This window comes from Nocardioides humi, assembly GCF_006494775.1.
In the GTDB taxonomy this organism is placed as follows: Bacteria; Actinomycetota; Actinomycetes; order Propionibacteriales; family Nocardioidaceae; genus Nocardioides; species Nocardioides humi.
Genome location: NZ_CP041146.1, coordinates 5,986,542 through 6,002,794 on the forward strand (window position 1 = coordinate 5,986,542; position 16,253 = coordinate 6,002,794).

General features: G+C 71.8%; 17 protein-coding genes and 1 pseudogene. 9 read left to right on the forward strand and 9 right to left on the reverse strand.

Annotated features, from left to right (window positions below):
- Nucleotides 1–125: 125 nt before the first annotated feature.
- Genes FIV44_RS28870 through FIV44_RS28880 form a run of 3 tightly spaced genes read right to left on the reverse strand, consistent with a single transcriptional unit; the run spans nucleotide 126 to nucleotide 1,484 of the window.
- Complete coding sequence (locus FIV44_RS28870; RefSeq protein WP_141007446.1) at nucleotides 126–578, reverse strand: pyridoxamine 5'-phosphate oxidase family protein; 453 nt, start codon at nucleotides 576–578, stop codon at nucleotides 126–128.
- A gap of 7 nt (nucleotides 579–585) precedes the next feature.
- Nucleotides 586–996 carry a VOC family protein gene (locus FIV44_RS28875; RefSeq protein WP_181410881.1) on the reverse strand — a complete coding sequence of 137 codons (411 nt, stop codon included), beginning with the start codon at nucleotides 994–996 and terminating at the stop codon, nucleotides 586–588.
- Nucleotides 997–1,001: 5 nt separating this feature from the next.
- Nucleotides 1,002–1,484: a helix-turn-helix transcriptional regulator gene (locus FIV44_RS28880; protein WP_246086695.1), complete on the reverse strand. Its 483-nt coding sequence runs from the start codon at nucleotides 1,482–1,484 to the stop codon at nucleotides 1,002–1,004.
- Nucleotides 1,485–1,526: 42 nt separating this feature from the next.
- On the opposite strand from FIV44_RS28880, the gene FIV44_RS28885 reads away from it, so the two are divergent.
- Complete coding sequence (locus FIV44_RS28885; protein WP_141007448.1) at nucleotides 1,527–1,922, forward strand: hypothetical protein; 396 nt, start codon at nucleotides 1,527–1,529, stop codon at nucleotides 1,920–1,922.
- On the forward strand, nucleotides 1,922–3,496 hold the full coding sequence (locus tag FIV44_RS28890) for an FAD-binding oxidoreductase (RefSeq protein ID WP_141007449.1): 1,575 nt from the start codon (nucleotides 1,922–1,924) through the stop codon (nucleotides 3,494–3,496). Before FIV44_RS28885 ends, FIV44_RS28890 begins: the two co-directional genes overlap by 1 nt.
- On the opposite strand, the gene FIV44_RS28895 is transcribed toward FIV44_RS28890, so the two are convergent.
- Complete coding sequence (locus tag FIV44_RS28895) at nucleotides 3,474–4,322, reverse strand: SDR family oxidoreductase (RefSeq protein WP_141007450.1); 849 nt, start codon at nucleotides 4,320–4,322, stop codon at nucleotides 3,474–3,476. The two genes, FIV44_RS28890 and FIV44_RS28895, sit on opposite strands and share 23 nt — an antisense overlap.
- Nucleotides 4,323–4,445: 123 nt before the next feature.
- On the opposite strand from FIV44_RS28895, the gene FIV44_RS30960 reads away from it, so the two are divergent.
- A complete protein-coding gene (locus tag FIV44_RS30960; protein WP_181410882.1) occupies nucleotides 4,446–4,598 on the forward strand; it encodes a hypothetical protein in 153 nt (50 codons plus the stop codon).
- Between the two features lie 129 nt (nucleotides 4,599–4,727).
- Here the strand turns inward: FIV44_RS30960 and FIV44_RS28900 are convergent, their stop codons facing one another.
- Nucleotides 4,728–5,744 carry a zinc-binding dehydrogenase gene (locus FIV44_RS28900; RefSeq protein ID WP_141007451.1) on the reverse strand — a complete coding sequence of 339 codons (1,017 nt, stop codon included), beginning with the start codon at nucleotides 5,742–5,744 and terminating at the stop codon, nucleotides 4,728–4,730.
- A 64-nt stretch (nucleotides 5,745–5,808) separates the two neighbouring features.
- On the opposite strand from FIV44_RS28900, the gene FIV44_RS28905 reads away from it, so the two are divergent.
- From FIV44_RS28905 to FIV44_RS28920, 4 genes are all read left to right on the forward strand, one after another.
- Nucleotides 5,809–7,350: a UDP-N-acetylglucosamine 1-carboxyvinyltransferase gene (locus FIV44_RS28905; RefSeq protein WP_141007452.1), complete on the forward strand. Its 1,542-nt coding sequence runs from the start codon at nucleotides 5,809–5,811 to the stop codon at nucleotides 7,348–7,350.
- Nucleotides 7,351–7,365: 15 nt separating this feature from the next.
- A complete protein-coding gene (locus FIV44_RS28910; protein ID WP_246086696.1) occupies nucleotides 7,366–8,154 on the forward strand; it encodes a glycerophosphodiester phosphodiesterase family protein in 789 nt (262 codons plus the stop codon).
- Complete coding sequence (locus FIV44_RS28915; RefSeq protein ID WP_141007453.1) at nucleotides 8,151–9,506, forward strand: MFS transporter; 1,356 nt, start codon at nucleotides 8,151–8,153, stop codon at nucleotides 9,504–9,506. Before FIV44_RS28910 ends, FIV44_RS28915 begins: the two co-directional genes overlap by 4 nt.
- 72 nt (nucleotides 9,507–9,578) lie before the next feature.
- The gene (locus tag FIV44_RS28920; RefSeq protein ID WP_141007454.1) at nucleotides 9,579–9,968 is read left to right on the forward strand and encodes an RNA polymerase-binding protein RbpA; all 390 of its coding nucleotides are present in this window, start codon (nucleotides 9,579–9,581) and stop codon (nucleotides 9,966–9,968) included.
- A gap of 11 nt (nucleotides 9,969–9,979) precedes the next feature.
- Here the strand turns inward: FIV44_RS28920 and FIV44_RS28925 are convergent, their stop codons facing one another.
- From FIV44_RS28925 to FIV44_RS28940, 4 genes and pseudogenes are all read right to left on the reverse strand, one after another.
- Nucleotides 9,980–10,450, reverse strand: coding sequence for an FxsA family protein (locus FIV44_RS28925; RefSeq protein ID WP_141007455.1), 471 nt, complete (start codon nucleotides 10,448–10,450; stop codon nucleotides 9,980–9,982).
- A pseudogene (locus tag FIV44_RS28930) lies at nucleotides 10,447–11,195 on the reverse strand (polyprenol monophosphomannose synthase). The gene FIV44_RS28925 and the pseudogene FIV44_RS28930 overlap by 4 nt, the downstream one beginning before the upstream one ends.
- 28 nt (nucleotides 11,196–11,223) lie before the next feature.
- Complete coding sequence (lnt, locus tag FIV44_RS28935; protein ID WP_141007456.1) at nucleotides 11,224–12,792, reverse strand: apolipoprotein N-acyltransferase; 1,569 nt, start codon at nucleotides 12,790–12,792, stop codon at nucleotides 11,224–11,226.
- Between the two features lie 648 nt (nucleotides 12,793–13,440).
- Entirely contained in the window at nucleotides 13,441–13,905 is a 465-nt protein-coding gene (locus FIV44_RS28940; RefSeq protein ID WP_246086697.1) for an Lrp/AsnC family transcriptional regulator, read from the reverse strand.
- A 27-nt stretch (nucleotides 13,906–13,932) separates the two neighbouring features.
- Between FIV44_RS28940 and FIV44_RS28945 the strand changes: the two genes are divergently transcribed.
- A complete protein-coding gene (locus FIV44_RS28945) occupies nucleotides 13,933–14,862 on the forward strand; it encodes a 5'-3' exonuclease (RefSeq protein WP_141007457.1) in 930 nt (309 codons plus the stop codon).
- Between the two features lie 163 nt (nucleotides 14,863–15,025).
- Nucleotides 15,026–16,246 (forward strand): urea ABC transporter substrate-binding protein, encoded by a 1,221-nt coding sequence (gene urtA, locus FIV44_RS28950; protein WP_246086698.1) that lies wholly within the window; start codon nucleotides 15,026–15,028, stop codon nucleotides 16,244–16,246.
- Nucleotides 16,247–16,253 lie beyond the last annotated feature (7 nt).

Below are 16,253 nucleotides of genomic sequence, written 5' to 3' on the forward strand. Positions count from 1 at the left end.
CGATACGCGCGCGCTGGCGGCGTTGGCGTCGCTCGATGGGCGGACAAGCACGACTTCGCTCCGCCGCCTTGCCATCACACGCGTCTCACGACGCTCGCGACGCCGTCGCCTACCTGCGGAACCTCTCAGCTGAGCCAGGCCCCGTCACGCAGGATCGTGCGGCCGTCGATCTCGTTCGCCTCGCGCCACGCCTGGACCCGGTCCGGCCGCAGCACCAGGAAGACGTACCCCGGCAGCCCGCGCGGATCCCAGTCGGCCTGCGCGGCGTACGCCTCCCCCAGCGCCGGATCCTCGTCGACCCCCGCCGACCGCTCCAGCACGGCGTCGATCATGACGACGTCGCGGGTCGGCCCGACGCCCAGCCGCGCGACGCCGGAGGCCAGCAGGTTGCGCGCGGTGACCGAGCGGGACTCCACCGCGACCACCACCCGCTCCTGCACCCAGGCCAGGGACACCGGCACCAGGTGGGGTACGCCGGCCGCCGACGCCGTCGCGACCCAGACGTCGATCGCCGGGGTGCTCAACAGGGCGCGGGCGTCCGCCTGCCGGGTGGCGCGGTCGCGGGGCGGCGGAGGCACGGAGGTCTCAGGCCGCCTGGTTGATGCGGACGTGGTTGCCGGCCGGGTCGCGGAAGGCGCAGTCGCGCACGCCGTACGGCTGGTCGACCGGCTCCTGGACGACCTCCGCGCCGGTGGCCTGGATCCGGTCGAAGGTGGCGTCGAGGTCCGGCGTGCTGAGCACGACCGTCGCGTAGGTGCCCTTCGCCATCATCTCGGCGATGACCCGCTTCTCGTCGTCGGTGATGCCGGGGTCGGCCGCCGGCGGCGTGAGCACGATCGATGGCGCCTGCTGGCCCTTGGGGGCGACGGTGATCCAGCGCATGTCGCCGTACCCGACGTCGTTGAGGACCTCGAAGCCGAGCACGTCGCGCCAGAACGCGAGCGAGGCCTCCGGGTCGGTCTGTGGGAGGAAGCTGTGGTGAATGCTGATGTCCATGCCCGTCACGCTAGCCGGGTCGGGAACGGGTGGGCTTCTCGATTCCTGACCGGTCGGGTGACCTTCTTGGTGACGCAGGACGGCGGCTCCCCGAGCGGCCCGTCGTGGGCGGCGTCGCGCGCGGCGACCTCGTCGCGGTAGGCGCTCGGCGACATCCCCACCAGCTCGGTGAACCGGGTGCTGAACGTCCCCAGCGACGAGCAGCCGACCTCGAAGCACACCTCGGTCACGCTGAGGTCGCCGCGGCGCAGCAGCGCCATGGCCCGCTCGATCCGCCGGGTCATCAGATAGGAGTACGGCGGCTCGCCGTACGCCTTCTTGAACTCGCGGCTCAGGTGTCCCGACGACAGGTGCACGTCGCGGGCGAGCGCGTCGACGTCGAGCGGCTGCGCGTACTCGCGGTCGATCCGGTCGCGCACCCGCCGCAGCAGGGTGAGGGTGCGCAGTCGCTCGGGATCGATCCCCGGGGGTGCAGACTCGTGGGCCACGGCTCCATCTTGGCAAACTCCGCGGACATTAGGGTCGCTGCCATGAGCCAACCACCCCCACCGCCTCCGGGCCACCTGCGGATCACCCTGCAGGGCAATCGGATGCTGAGCATGATCACGCCCAGCGTGCAGATCAACGGCTACCCGGTGCCGGCCCGGTACGGCCCGAACGTCTACCCGATGCCGCCGGGCGTCCACACCGTCTCCGCGTACGCGCAGTGGATGTGGCGCTACGGCGGCGCGAGCCAGCAGGTCCAGCTCGCGCCCGGGCAGACCGTCGACGTGTTCTACGCCGTCCCGGTGCTCACCTTCATGGCCGGGGCGATGGGACCCACGAAGCAGCGGACGCCGGGGATGCTCGCCTTCGTCCTGCTGCTGGTGGTGCTCGTGCTCATCGTGATCGGCCTGCCGGTCGCCGCGATCCTGGCCACGAGCTGATGGCCGTCCCGGGCGACCGGTCCTGGTGGGGCTGGGGCACCGACGCCGGCCGGCTCACCGAGGCCGAGGCCGGCGAGCTGGTCGCGCGCGTCGCCGCGCTGCTGCCCGGCCACGACCTCACCGCCCACACGCCGCCGGACCCGCACACGCTCGACGTACCCGCGCCCCGGGTCGCCCCACCCGCGAGCCTCGCGGGCCTGTGCTCCGCCGATCCCGTCGACCGGCTCGCCCACGCCCGCGGCAAGGCCTTCCGCGACGTGATCCGCAACCTGCACGGCGACCTCGCCCACGTGCCCGACCTCGTGGTGCGCCCGCGCACCGAGCAGGACGTGGTCGACGTCCTCGACTGGTGCACGACGACCGCCACCCCCGTCATCCCGTACGGCGGCGGCAGCTCCGTCGTCGGCGGCGTCGAGCCCCGGTTCGACGGGCCCGCCGTCACCCTCGATCTCGGACGCCTGGATCGGGTCCTCGAGGTCGATCCCACGAGCCGGGCGGCCCGGATCCAGGCCGGTGCGTACGGCCCGGCGCTCGAGGACCAGCTCCGGCCGCACGGCCTGACCCTGCGCCACTTCCCGCAGTCCTTCGAGTTCTCCACGCTCGGCGGCTGGCTCGCCACCCGCGCCGGCGGGCACTTCGCGACCCTCGCCACCCACATCGACGACCTCACCGAGTCGCTGCGCGTCGTCACGCCGTACGGCGTCGGGGAGTCCCGGCGGCTGCCCGGCTCGGGCGCGGGCCCCTCCCCCGACCGGATGCTCCTCGGCTCCGAGGGCGCGCTCGGCGTCATCACGGAGGCGTGGATGCGCCTGCAGCAGCGGCCCACCTGGCGCGAGACCGCCACCGTCGACTTCGACCGGTACGACGACGCGGTGGCCGCGACCCGCGCGGTGGCCCAGGCCGGTCTCCACCCCTCGAACTGTCGGCTGCTCGACCCGGCCGAGGCCCTCATCAACGCGGGCGCGACGACCACGGGCGGCGTGCTGCTCATCGCCTTCGAGTCCGCCGACCACCCGGTGGATCCGTGGTTGGAGCGGGCGCTGGAGCTCGCCCGCGACCACGGGGGCGGCGTCCTCCCGCGCCGGGAGCGCGAGGCCGACGCCGCCCAGGCCTGGCGCTCGGCGTTCCTGCGGATGCCCTACCAGCGCGACGAGCTGGCCCGCCGCTCGATGCTCGTGGAGACCTTCGAGACCGCCTGCACCTGGGACGCCTTCCCTGCCCTGCACGCCGCCGTCACCGGCACCGCGCACCAGGCGATCGCCGAGGTCTGCGGAGGGCGGGGCGTGGCGACCTGCCGGTTCACCCACGTCTACCCGGACGGCCCGGCGCCGTACTACGGGATCTACGCCGCCGGCCGCTGGGGCAGCACCCTCGCCCAGTGGGACGAGATCAAGGCGGCGGTCTCCTCCGCGATCGCCGCCCACGGCGGCACGATCACCCACCACCACGCGGTCGGGCGCGATCACCGTCCCTGGTACGACGAGCAGCGGCCCGAGCCCTTCGCGGCCGCGCTGCGCGCGGCCAAGGCGGCGCTGGACCCGGCCGGCGTACTCAACCCCGGGGTGCTGGTGTGACCCACTCCTCGCTGCGGGCCCAGAGCTCGGCGGCGAGCTCGTCGGTCGCCACGGCCGACGGCTGCTTCTCGCGCTGCTCGTCGTAGTAGCGGCCGGTGTGGCCGGCGACGTCCGGCGAGGTGGCGCAGTACAGCGAGGTCCGCGCGCCCTCCTCCGGCGACCTCATGAACAGCTTCATGACGTGGCGCACGCCGAACGGCACCTCCCGCCAGACGTCGGACGCGATCGCGCCCGGGTGCAGCGAGTACGTCGTCACGCCGGTGCCCTCCAGCCGCCGGCCGAGCTCGCGGGCGTGGAGGATGTTGGCCAGCTTCGAGACGCAGTACTCGTCGAAGGCGGTGCGGGTGACCGTCGGCCGTCGTACGGCGTCCCAGTCGATGCCCTTCGCCCGGTAGTGCCCGGTGCTCGCGACGTTCACGATCCGGCCGGGGCCGGTCTCGGCGATGCGATCGCGGAGCAGCTCGGTGAGCAGGAACGGGCCGACGTGGTTGGTGCCGAAGGCGAGCTCGAACCCGCTCGCCGTCATCCCCCGCTTGCCGGCCAGGCCGGCGTTGTTGACCAGGACGTCGAGCCGCTCGCCGGAGTCCAGGAAGGTCGCGGCGGTCGCTCGCACCGACGCCAGGTCGCCCAGATCGAGGGGCAGGAAGTCCAGGTCGGTGTTGCCGGTCTCGGCCGCGACCTCCCGGATCGCCGCCCTCGTCCTCTCCTCGGAGCGGCCGGCGAGCACCACCCGCGCGCCGCGCCCGGCCAGCCCGCGCACCGTCTCCTTGCCGATGCCGGTGTTGGCCCCCGTCACGAGGAAGGTCTTGCCGCTGAGGTCGCCCATGCCGGCGATCCTCGCGGACGACGCGGACCGCTGTCGTCCTCCCCCGGTCGCAGATCCCGCACCGCTCGGTGTGACCCGCATCACCCTTGGGGATGTGACCTGCGTCATGCGAGGGTGGGTCCCATGAGCCTCCTCGCCGTCGTCGTCCTGCTGGTGCTCGTCCTGCTGTTCGTCCTCGGGATCGGCGCGCTGTTCGGCGTGGTGCTGGTCGCCGGCCGGTCCGGCCGCAAGGCCCAGGCTCAGGCCCACGACCCGCGGGGTCGGTCGATCGCCTGACCGAGGGGTACGGATCGGCTAATCGGTGGGGCCGAAAATGTTGCGGTTTGGTCCCAAACCGCAACGACACGCTGTGAGATCGTGCAGTTTCTGCCCGATTGGAACACGTTCCACCAGCCGCGAGCCGGGTCACGGGCGCAGCATCACCTTGATCGCCCGCCGCTCGTCCATCGCGCGGTAGCCCTCGGGCGCCTCGTCCAGCGGGAGCGTGAGGTCGAAGACCCGGCCCGGCTCGATCCGGCGGTCCTGGACCAGCGCGAGGAGCTCGGGCAGGTAGCGGCGGACCGGGGCCATCCCGCCGCGCACCCCGATGTTCTTCTCGAACAACGTCCGCACGGGCAGCTCGACCCCGTGGGGCACGCCGACGAAGCCGACGCCGCCGCCCGGCCGGGCCACGCCGATGGCGGTGGTCATCGCGTCGCCGGTGCCGACGCACTCGAGGACGGCGTCGGCACCGACCCCGTCGGTCAGCTCGCGGACCTCGGCGATGCCCTCCTCGCCGCGGGTGGCCACGACGTGGGTGGCGCCGAACGCCCGCGCGAGCTCCTGGCGCGGCGTGTGCCGCGACATCGCCACGATCCGCTCGGCGCCGAGGACCGAGGCGGCGAGGACGCCGCACAGGCCCACCGCGCCGTCGCCGACGACCACGACCGTGTCCCCGGCCGCGACGCCGGCGGAGACCGCGGCATGCCAGCCGGTGGGCATCACGTCGGTGAGGGCGAGCACCGAGGCGAGCAGGTCGTCGTCCGGCACTCCCCCGGTCGCGACCAGGCTGCCGTCGGCCTGCGAGACCCGGGCGTACTCCGCCTGTCCGCTCGTCGTCACGCCGAGGTTGACGCACGCCGACTGGGCGCCGTGGCGGCAGTGCGCGCAGGTGTTGTCGCAGTGGCAGAACGGGACGACGACGAAGTCGCCGACACTCACCTCGCTCACCTCGCCGCCGACCTCCTCCACGACGCCGATGCACTCGTGGCCGATGGTGGCGCCCGGGCGGATCGGGTTCTCGCCCCGGTAGGGCCACAGGTCCGAGCCGCAGATGCAGCCGGCGGCGACCTTCACGATCGCGTCGGTGGGCCGCTTGATCCGGGGCTCGGGAACCTCTTCGACCCGGATGTCCCGGGCTCCGTGGATGGTCGTCGCGCGCATGCGAGGATCCTTCCAGATGGTCGTGGCGACTTGCGTTATCTCATATGTGAGTTACCGTCGAGTCATGACGCTCGAGGCGCCCCACGAGGACTACAAGGGCCGGATCGGCAACCTCATCCGCGACGCCCGCAAGCACCGCGGGCTCACCCAGGCCCAGCTCGCCGACCGGCTCGGCACCAGCCAGAGCGCGATCAATCGGATCGAGAAGGGCCACCAGAACCTCTCCCTGGAGATGCTCGCCCGGATCGGCGCCGCGCTGGACTCCGAGATCGTCGCGCTGGGCGCCGGCCCCACCCACCTGCGGGTCAAGGGCCCCACCACGCTGGCCGGCAGCATCGACGTCAAGACCTCCAAGAACGCCGGCGTCGCGCTGCTGTGCGCGTCCCTGCTCAACCGGGGCCGCACCACCCTGCGCAAGGTCGCCCGGATCGAGGAGGTCAACCGGCTGCTCGAGGTCCTCACGAGCATCGGCGTGCAGACCCGCTGGATCAACGCCGACAACGACCTCGAGATCGTCCCGCCCAAGGACCTCGACCTGACCCGGATCGACGAGGAGGCCGCGCGCCGTACCCGCTCGGTCATCATGTTCCTCGGCCCGCTGCTCCACCGCACCGACACCTTCGAGCTGCCGTACGCCGGCGGCTGCAACCTCGGCACCCGCACCGTCGAGCCGCACATGTCCGCCCTGCGGCCGTTCGGACTGGAGGTCAAGGCCACCGACGGCTGGTACCACGCCCAGCTCAACCGCGCGATCGTGCCCGGCCGCCCGATCGTGCTCACCGAGCGCGGCGACACGGTCACCGAGAACGCCCTCATGGCCGCCGCCCTGCACCCGGGCACCACCGTCATCCGCAACGCCTCGTCCAACTACATGGTCCAGGACCTGTGCTTCTACCTCCAGGCGCTCGGCGTCGAGGTCGAGGGCATCGGTACGACGACGCTGACCGTCACCGGACGCGAGTCCATCGACGTGGACGTCGACTACTCCCCCAGCGAGGACCCGATCGAGGCCATGTCGCTGCTCGCCGCCGCGATCGTGACCCGCTCCGAGATCACCATCCGCCGGGCGCCGATCGAGTTCCTCGAGATCGAGCTCGCCGTGCTCGAGGAGATGGGCTTCCGCTACGACCTGTCCGAGGAGTACCTCGCCGCCAACGGCCGCACCCGCCTCGTCGACATCACGACGCACCCCTCGGAGCTGGCCGCGCCGCGCGACAAGATCCACCCGATGCCGTTCCCCGGCCTCAACATCGACAACCTGCCGTTCTTCGCGGTGATCGCCGCGGTCGCCGAGGGCACGACGTACCTCCACGACTGGGTCTACGACAACCGCGCGATCTACCTCACCGAGCTCAACAAGCTCGGCGGCCGGGTCACCCTGCTCGACCCCCACCGGGTCCAGATCGACGGCCCGACGTCGTGGACCGGCACCGAGCTGGTCTGCCCGCCGGCGCTGCGGCCCGCCGTCGTCGTCCTGCTCGCCATGCTGGCCAGCAAGGGCACCTCGGTGCTGCGCAGCACCTACGTCATCCACCGCGGCTACGAGGACCTCGCCGAACGGCTGAGCGATCTCGGCGCCGACATCGAAACGTTCCGCGATATCTAGACCCGGAGCCGCGCCGTGTACCTGCCGCCCGGCAAGGTGCTGGCGTTCGCCCATCGCGGCGGCGCCTACCACCCCGAGATCGAGGGCCTCGAGAACACCCTCGCCGCGTTCCGGCACGCCGCCGCACTCGGCTACGACTATCTCGAGACCGACGTCCACCTGACCGCCGACGGCGTCCTGCTGGCCTTCCACGACGAGGTGCTGGACCGGGTCACCGACCAGAAGGGGGCGATCCGCGACCTCACCCTGGCCGACGTACGCCGGGCGCGGATCGGCGGTCGCGAGCAGGTGCCGACCCTGGTCGAGCTGCTCGACGCCTTCCCCGCGGCCCGGTTCAACATCGACCTCAAGGCCGACGACGCGGTCGAGCCGCTGGCGACCCTGATCCGCGAGCGGGACCTCTGGGACCGGGTGCTCATCGGCTCCTTCTCGCGACGCTCGATCCGCCGGTTCCGGCTCCTCACCGAGGGCCGGGTGCCGACCTCGGCCGACCTGTGGCAGGTGCTGGCCTACCGTCTGGCCCCCACCGCCGGCATCGCCCGGCTGCTGGCCGGCACCTCCTTCGCGGCGCTCCAGATCCCGCACCGGCGCAAAGGGCTGGTGGTGGCGACCCCCGGCCTGGTCCGGCGCGCGCACGCCACGGGCCGGCACGTCCACGTCTGGACCGTCGACGACCCGGCCGAGATGAACGCGCTGCTCGACCGCGGCGTCGACGGGCTCTTCACGGACCGCACCGATCTGCTCAAGGATGTCCTCCTGGAGCGCGGCCAATGGTGGTCGGAGCAGGGAGGGACGACAGCATGACCGAATCCGGGAGCATCGCCGACCTGGGACCGCTGAACCGCGCACGGGAGCAGCGGGCCTGGTACTTCACCGACTGGGCGGTCTCGGCCTTCCAGACCACCGTGGCCGGCGTGCTGTTCGCGCCCTACCTGATCTCGATCGCGGAGAACGCGGTCGGCGAGCACGGGCGGATCCACGTGCTCGGGCTCTCGATCGCGCCGGGCTCGCTGCCGTCGTACGTCATCACGCTCTCGACGGTGCTCAGCGCGGTGCTCTACCCGCTCATCGGGGCGATGGCCGACCGCACCTCGCGCAAGCCCGACCTGCTGGCCGGGTTCGCCGGCGTCGGCGCGCTGGCGACCGCGCTGCTGTTCTTCCTCGACGGCGAGAACTGGCTCTACGGCAGCCTGGTCTTCATCGTCGCCAACCTCTGCGGCGGCGCGGCGGTCGTGATGGCGGACTCGATCCTGCCCCAGATCTCCACCGAGTCCGAGCGAGATCGGGTGTCCTCGGTCGGCTGGGCCTACGGGTACGCCGGCGGCGGGCTGCTGCTCGCGGTCAACTTCGCCATGGTGAGCCTGCACGACTCGCTCGGCATGAGCACCGAGCTCGCCGTCCGGCTGAGCATGCTCTCGGCCGGGCTGTGGTGGGCCGCCTGGATGGTCATCCCGTGGCTGCGGATCGAGCGGCGCGCGCCGCTCGACGTCGAGCAGGTCGAGGGCAGCCTGCTCACCCGGTCGTTCGGGCAGTTGTGGGCCACCCTGAAGGACCTGCGCAACTACCCCGTCGCGCTCTCCTTCCTCGTCGCCTACCTGTTCTTCAACGACGGCATCCAGACCGTGATCGCCTCGGCGTCGACCTTCGGGACCAAGGAGCTGGGCTTCGCCGAGGGCACCGTGCTGGGGACCTACCTGCTCGTGCAGTTCGTCGCCATGTTCGGCGCGGTCGGCTTCGGCCGCGCCGCCCACCGGTACGGCGCCAAGCGGGTCGTGCTCGCCGGCATCGTCGGCTGGATGGCGATCGTCACCGTCGCCCTGGTCGTCCCGGCGGACCGGCTCGTCCCCTTCCTGCTCATGGGCGTCGCGATCGGCGTCGTGCTCGGCGGCACCCAGGCGCTGGCCCGGTCGTACTTCTCGCTGTTCATCCCGCGCGGCAAGGAGGCGGAGTACTTCAGCCTCTACCACGCCATGGACCGCGGCACCTCGTGGTTCGGCACGCTCACCTTCGGGCTGGTCTACCAGCTCACCGACTCCTACCGTCCGGCCATCTTCGCGCTCATCGCGTTCTTCGTCCTCGGCGGGCTGCTGCTCCTGCGGGTCGACACCGAGCGTGGCATCCGCGACGCCGGCAACGCCCGGCCGGCGGTGATCTAGGTCCCGATTGGAACCTTTTACCGCTGGGTAGCGTTGTAGAGATCGAGGACGGAACACGGGAGGTGGAGTCTGATGGCTGAGCGCACACTGCGCGGCGCCCGACTGGGGGGCCAGTCCTTCGAGGACGAGCGGGGTATCGAGTTCGCTGCCCGGCAGCAGGTCGGCTACAAGTGCCCGCAGGGGCACGAGTTCGAGATCACCATGTCGATCGAGGCCGAGGTCCCTGCCGTCTGGGAGTGCCCGCGATGCGGCCTGGAGGCCGAGTCCACCGCCGGCATCGAGCGCGAGGTGAAGGCCGAGAAGCCGCAGCGCACCCACTGGGACATGCTGCTGGAGCGCCGCTCCGAGAAGGAGCTCGAGGAGATCCTCACCGAGCGCCTCGAGCTGCTCCGCGGCGGCGAGATCGGGCCGGCGCACCTGCACCGCGCCAACGCCCGGAAGAAGAAGCCCGCGAAGGCCTGAGCGACCGGGGGTCACTCCCCCTCGTCGATCACCTCGCCCCGGACCACGGTCGGTCCGGGGCGAGCGACATTGGTACGGCGCACGACCTGCCGGCCGGCGTACGCGACGAGGAGGCCGCGGAACAGCGGCCGGGTGACGGGCAGGACCAGCAGGAGGCCGAGCGCGTCACTGAGGAAGCCCGGGCTGATCAGCAGGACGCCGCCGAGGAGGACCAGGACGCTGTCGGCCAGCTCTCGGCCCGGCACGCGGCCGGTCTCCACCCGCTCGCGCAGCGCCCGCCAGGCCCGGCGTCCCTCGCGCTTGACCAGCCAGGCGCCGAGCAGGGTGTCGAGGACGAGGAGGAGCACGGTCCACCACGGGCCGATCAGCCGGGCGACCCCGACCAGCACCGCCAGCTCGAGGACGACCAGCGCGACGACGGCGAGGAGCACCAGCGCGGTGATCCGGCGCGCCCTCCTGCTCCTCCGCGTCGCCGGGCTCATCGCGTGGTCTGCAGCTGTCTGCCCGCCGCGATCCGCCGCCGGCCCTTCATCTGCTCCCAGCGCTCGCGCAGGCCCCACCAGGTGATCCGCTTGAGCGACTCCAGCGCGACCTGCCCGCTCATCTTGGACTCGCCGCGGACCCGCTCGACGAACTCGATCGGAACCTCGCGGACGGTCAGCCCGGCGCGCAGCGTGCGGGTGACCAGGTCGGTCTGGAAGACGTAGCCGGCGGAGCGCACCTCGTCGAGGCGGATCTTCTCCAGCGTGGACCGGCGGAAGAGCCGGAAGCCGGCGGTCGCGTCGCGCACGGAGATGCCGAGCAGCAGCCGGACGTAGAGGTTGCCCCCCGGGAGAGCAGCTCGCGCTCCAGTGGCCAGTTGACCACGGAGCCGCCGGGGACCCACCGCGACCCGATGACCAGGTCGGCGTCCAGCAGGCCGGTGAGCAGCCGCTGGAGCTGCTCGGGCTGGTGGGAGCCGTCGGCGTCCATCTCGCCGATCACGTCGTACCCGCGGTCGAGTGCCCAGGCGAAGCCGGCGAGGTACGCCGCGCCGAGGCCGTCCTTGGTCGTGCGGTGGAGCACGTGGACCTGCGGGTCGGTCGCGGCGATCCCGTCGGCGATGGCGCCGGTGCCGTCGGGCGAGCCGTCGTCGACGACGAGGACGTCGACATGGGGCTGGGCGGCGCGGACGCGGTCGATGATCCACGCGATGTTGCCGGCCTCGTTGTAGGTCGGGACGACCATCACCGTGCGGCCCAGCGTGGAGTGCTGCTCAGACAACGGGTGCCTCACTCGGGGTCGGGGACGGCGCAGGCGGCTCCACGGCGGGGACATCCTGCGCAGGGCCATCGAACTCTCGTCCTCGACGGTACGTGACGGCACCTGACACGAGAGCGGCGAGCGTCAGGAGGGTGAACAACCGTGACGGCCACGGCCCCAGGCGCATGGCGGGCGTCAGCGCGGTGCTGAGCCCGACCTCCTCGACGAGCACGGCGGTGGTCCGCGGCTGGGCGGACGCCACGACGGTGCCGTCGGAGGCGATCACACCGGTCTGTCCGTTCGTGGACGCCACCGCGAGCCAGCGGCCGGCCTCGATCGCGCGCAGCCGGGTGATCGCGAACTGCTGCTCGATCTGGTGGGTGAAGATGAAGCTGGCGTTGCTGGTCTGCACGGTCAGCAGCTCGGCGCCGTCGCGGACCTGCGGAGGCATCACGTCGTCGTAGGCCACGTCGAAGCAGATGGCGTCGCCGACCCGGACCCCGGCGACGCGCAGCGGCTGGGTGCGGGTGCCGCTCTTCATGTCGCGGCTGATGAGGGCGAGCTGGCCGAACTTGGGGTCCCAGATGTCGCGGAACGGGATGTACTCGCCGTACGGCACCGGGTGGTGCTTGGTGTAGCGGTCCCCCGGCCCGGTGACCGGGTCCCACACCACGCCCTGGTTGAGGACGTGGTCGGGCCCGTCGTCGACGATCCCCCCGACCACCACCGGCACCTGCACCGCGGCCACGGCCTCGCGGATGCCGGCGTTGACCGCGCCGCGCTCGAACGGGTCGACGGCGGTGGAGTTCTCCGGCCACAGCACGAAGTCCGGCCGCGGCGCCCGCCCCGCGGCCACGTCCGCGGCCAGCCCGACGGTCGCGTCCACGTGGTTGCGGGTCACGCCCCGGTGGTCCCAGAGGATGTCGTTGCCCGGCCCGGGGACGTCGCCCTGCACGACCGCCACCGTCGTGGTGCCGGACTCCGCGACGTCGTAGGGGACGACGGCGGGGGTCACCAGCGCCGCCAGCACCCCGACGGCGACCGCCGCCCACACCCGCCGCCGCTCGCGGGTGAGCAGCGCCTCGGCGAGCCGGGCCAGGCAGAAGCCGGCGAGCGCGAGCAGGAAGGAGAGGCCGGTCATGCCGGCGTACGCGACCGCGGGGGCGGCGGGCGTGTCGATCGCGGCGAACGCGAGCCGGCCCCACGGCATGCCGCTGAACGGCCAGCCGCTGCGGACCGTCTCCATCGTGGTCCATGCCGCGGCCAGCCACAGCGGCCAGGCGGGCAGCCGGCGCAGCAGCGGCACGGCCAGCCCGAGCAGGCCGTAGAAGAGCGCCTCCACGCTCGCCAGCGCCAGCCACGCGTCGGGGCCGATCGAGGCGCGCATCCAGGAGATGTGGCTGAAGTAGAAGACGATCCCGAAGACCAGGCCCACCAGCCCCGCCCGGCGTACGGCGAGGTCGCGGGTGGCGAGCGCGTAGCACGCGACCCCGAAGGGCAGCAGCCACGCGATCGCCACGGGCTCGAAGGACGCGGTGAGCAGCGCGCCGCCGACGGCTGCGAGGAGGAGGCGCTGCACCACGGCCCGAGCCTAGTCGCGGGATGTCCACCCACGACGGACCGGGGTCGCGCCGCCCGACCACGATCGAGGAAACGGCGGGAACGCCGCACAAGGAGGCGCAGGGAGCGAGGAACGAGCGACCGGAGACGACGAGGGCGGCGCTTTCCGCCGTGCCGTCGTCTGGCCGCCAACGGACCTCGCACCACGCCTACGTCGACTGCGTGCGCGGCAGCGCGGCGGAGCGAAGCGACCACGTGCTCGCGCCATCAACTCAGGCACGAAAGGGTCCGGGGTGCCTTCGGACCATCCCGGCTCCCGACTGGCTGCCGACGCACGCGACGTTGTCTAGGGGACCCCGGACCCTTCCGGCTCGCTCTCGAGGAGCGAACCGACCTCCGCGAACCGTGCTCGTACGGAGCTGGTGCTACTCCGCCGACATACGGCCACTCGGACGTCGGTCCGCCGGCCACGACCTGCACGAGCGAACGTCTCCGTACTTTGGTAACCCTCATCGGTCCTGTCAACCGTCCCCTGACCTGCGCAGACACGTGTTCCCGCAGGTCAGGACGGCCCGTCGGCGGGCCAAGAAACCAGGAAAAATCTGGTCCTCACCGGCGTGTCGCGCGACGACGCGCCGAGAGAGTGCGTCGCGTGGGCGGTGCGGCGGCGTCAGTGGCCGACGGGACGGCTCTCGTAGTAGGTCGAGAGCACGATGGTGGTCCGGGTCGACACATTGGCCGCGGAGCGGATCCGGCCGAGCAGCAGCTCGAGCTCGGCGGGAGTGGTGGTGCGGACCTTGAGGAGGTAGGACTCCTCCCCCGCGACGGACCAGCACGACTCGATCTCGGGGATCCCCACCAGCCGGTCGGGGCAGTCGTCGGGCTGGGAGGGGTCGATCGGGCGGATCGCGATGAACGCCGTCAGCGGGACGCCGATCTCGGCGTAGTTGACGGTCGCGCCGTAGCCGAGGATCAGGCCGCGCTGCTCGAGGCGCTTGACCCGCTGGTGCACCGCCGAGGTCGACAGTCCCGTGGCCCGCCCGAGGTCGGTGTAGGACATCCGTCCGTCCTTGGCCAGGAGCTCCAGGATCTGCCGGTCGGTGGCCTCGACCGCTGGATTGCTGCTCTGACTCACGGGCTCACCCTAATAGGCTGCGCCGTGATGACTGAGCGCCTTCTACTCCTCGATACGGCCAGCCTGTACTTCCGGGCGTACTTCGGCTCGCCGGAGATCCTCGCACCCGACGGCACCAACGTGAACGCGGTGCGCGGGCTGCTCGGCTACATCTCCCAGCTGACCGAGCAGTACCGGCCGACCCACCTGGCCTGCTGCTGGGACGACGACTGGCGACCGCAGTGGCGCGTCGACCTGATCCCGACCTACAAGGCGCACCGCGTGGTCGAGGAGGTCGCGGGCGCCCCCGACGTCGAGGAGGTGCCGGACCCGCTCGAGGCGCAGGTGCCGGTCATCCGCGACGTCCTGGCCGCCTTCGGCATCGCCGTGGTCGGCGCGCCGGGCTACGAGGCCGACGACGTCATCGGCACCCTCGCCACCGGCGCGGGCATGCCGGTCGACGTCGTCACCGGGGACCGCGACCTGTTCCAGCTGGTCGACGACGCGGCCCAGGTCCGGATCCTGTACGTCGGCCGCGGCGTCGGCCGCCACGAGCGGGTCGACGAGGCCTGGGTCCTCGACAAGTACGGCGTGCGCGCCGACCAGTACGCCGACTTCGCCACCCTGCGCGGCGACGCCTCCGACGGCCTGCCCGGCGTCAAGGGCGTCGGGGAGAAGACGGCCGCCAGCATGCTGCAGAAGTACGACGACCTCCCCGGCGTCCTCGCCGCGGTCGCGGACCCGGCCAGCGACCTGGGCCCGGGCCCGCGGGTGCGGATCCGCGAGGCCGCCGACTACCTCGCGGTCGCCCCGCAGGTCGTCGCGGTCGCCCGCGACCTCGACCTCCCCCGCGACCACCTCGCCCTGCCCGGCGCTCCTGCCGACCCCGACGAGCTCGGCGTCCTGGTGGAGCGGTGGTCGCTCACGAGCCCGGTCGAGCGGCTCACCAGGGTGCTGGCCGGCGGCGCGGCCATGTAACACCGATTTCATTCCACTTGGTACTAGTTGGAAATCAGCCCTTCCTAGGTTCATCGCCACCGGGGCCCGACGCCGCGCCCCCTGGCCCCGAGCCTGCGGTCCCGAGCCGCAGGCCGATGACCGAGAGGGTTGTCCCACTGTGTTCCCATCCCGCGCCCGCCTTGTGACGGGCACCGTCCTCGCACTCACCGCGACGCTGGGCCTCAGCGCCTGCGGTGGATCCAAGTCCGGAGAGAGCAGTGCGGCCGAGAGCTGCGTCGACACCTCCGGCGACACCGTCAAGCTGGGGTTCCTCAACTCCACCTCGGGTGCGATGGCGATCAGCGAGCAGACCGTCCGCGACTCCCTCGCCCTGGCCGCGGAGGAGATCAACGCCTCGGGCGGCATCCTCGGCAAGCAGATCGAGCCGGTCGTCGAGGACGGCGCCAGCGATCCCGCGACCTTCGCCGAGAAGATCGAGAAGCTGCTGACCGGCGACTGCGTGGCCGCGGTCTTCGGCGGCTGGACGTCGGCGTCCCGCAAGGCGATGCTGCCGGTCGTCGAGGCCGACAACGGGCTGCTCTTCTACCCGGTCCAGTACGAGGGCCTGGAGGCCTCGAAGAACATCTACTACACCGGCGCGACCACCAACCAGCAGATCATCCCGGCGATGGACTTCTTGAAGTCGCAGGGCGTCAAGACCCTGTTCCTCGCCGGCTCCGACTACGTCTTCCCGCGCACGGCCAACAAGATCATCAAGCAGTACGCCGCCGACCTGGGCATCGAGATCGTCGGCGAGGAGTACGTCCCGCTGGACGACGACGACTGGACCACCCAGGTCGCCAAGATCGTCGCGGCCAAGCCGGACTTCGTGTTCAACACCATCAACGGCTCGTCCAACGTCGGCTTCATCAAGGCCTACTACGAGCAGGGCCTGAGCCCGGCCGTCTCGCCGATCATCTCGGTGTCGATCGCCGAGGAGGAGGCGCCGGCGATGGGCAAGGACGTCACCGGCCAGTACGCCGCCTGGAACTACTTCCAGTCGGTCGACAGCCCCGCCAACGCGACGTTCATCAAGGCGTTCCAGGACAAGTACGGCAAGAAGCGGCCGACCTCCGACCCGATGGAGGCCGCCTACACCTCGCTGTACCTCTACAAGAGCCTCGTCGAGAAGGCCGACTCCTTCGACGTCGACAAGATCAACGCGGCCGCCGACGGCGTCTCCTTCGACGCCCCGGAGGGCACGGTCACCATCGACGGCGAGAACCACCACATCGCCAAGACCGGCCTGATCGGCCGGATCAACGCCGACAACCAGTTCGACGTGGTCTGGTCCTCCGACGGCCCGATCGAGCCGGACCCGTTCCTGAAGGGCTACGACTGGTGGGACCCGAGCAAGGAGTGAGCTGAGC